The organism is Streptomyces sp. KR55 (assembly GCF_052245645.1).
Classification (GTDB): Bacteria; Actinomycetota; Actinomycetes; order Streptomycetales; family Streptomycetaceae; genus Streptomyces; species Streptomyces flavusporus.
The window spans coordinates 1-1249 of the sequence record NZ_JBQQCE010000922.1; the positions used below are offsets into that span (position 1 = coordinate 1).

Genomic DNA, 1249 nt, shown 5'->3' on the forward strand with positions numbered 1-1249 from the left:
GCTCACGGTCACGGTCCCGCTCCTCACGGAACCGGCCGCCACCGCCACCGTGCCGGTCGTCGCGGCCACGGAAGCCACCGGGGCGGCCACCACGGTCGTCCCTACGCGGCGCACCACGCCCACCACGGTCGTCCCGACCCCGGTACCCGCCGCGCTCACCCCGGCTGTCGTCGCGGCGCCCGTAGCCACCCCGCTCCCCGCGGCCCTCGCCCCGACGATCGTCCCGCCGGAACCCACCGCGCTCACCACGGTCCCCCCGCTCATCCCGCCGGAAGCCACGGTCGCGGTCGTCACGGCGGTCATCGCGCCTGTCGTCGCGGCGGTCATCGCGCCTGTCGTCGCGGCGGTCATCGCGGCGGTCATCGCGCCGACCGTATCCACCGCGGTCACTGTCACGCCGGACATCGCGGCGGTCGTCGCGCCGATCGTCGCGGCGGACATCACGACGGTCATCGCGGCGGAAGCCACCACGGTCATCACCACGCCGATCGTCGCGTCGGCCGTACCCTCCACGGTCATCGTCCCGCCGGGAGGAAGGACGGTCGCCACGGTCGTCGTCCCGACGGAAAGCAGGGCGGTCACCGCGGTCGTCCCGACGGAAGCCACCGGGACGGCTGCCACGGTCGTCCCGACGCGGCCCACGGTCACGGTCACCGCGCTGGAAGGACGGACGCGATCCACGGTCACTGTCACGTCGGCCGTATCCGCCCCGGTCACTGTCGCGGCGGTCATCGCGGCGGTCATCGCGCCGATCGTCACGGCGGTCATCACGGCGGTCATCGCGCCGGTCGTCACGGCGGAAGCCACCACGCCCACCCCGGTCATCACCACGGCGATCGTCGCGCCGGCCGTACCCGCCACGGTCGTCGTCCCGACGGAAACCGCCGCGGTCACCACGGTCACCACGATCGCCGCGGTAGCCGCCTCGGTCGCCGCGATCCCCACCATCCCGTCGCCGCTGGTCGCGCTCCGGTCGGTCCTCGGGAGAGTTGGTGGACATCGGTGACTCCTGTCTTCGGTACCGCAAGTCATTCTTGCGCAGCCACGTACGCCGCGCGCTCTGGAAAAACAAAAGGACCCCTGGTCCCAGCTGAACGCTGGTGACCAGGGGTCCTTCAAAGATTGTTCGGCGGCGTCCTACTCTCCCACAGGGTCCCCCCTGCAGTACCATCGGCGCTGTGAGGCTTAGCTTCCGGGTTCGGAATGTAACCGGGCGTTTCCCTCACGCTATGACCACCGAAACCCTATT

The 1249-nt window shown here is 71.2% G+C and carries 1 rRNA gene and 1 pseudogene; one reads left to right on the forward strand and one right to left on the reverse strand.

The features are described from left to right. Positions 1-1006 (forward strand): annotated as a pseudogene (locus ACTWQJ_RS51525) (hypothetical protein); the annotation flags it as partial. Positions 1007-1124: 118 nt separating this feature from the next. On the opposite strand, the gene rrf reads toward ACTWQJ_RS51525, so the two are convergent. Next, positions 1125-1241: ribosomal RNA gene (gene rrf / locus ACTWQJ_RS51530) — 5S ribosomal RNA — on the reverse strand. Between the last annotated feature and the right edge of the window lie 8 nt (positions 1242-1249).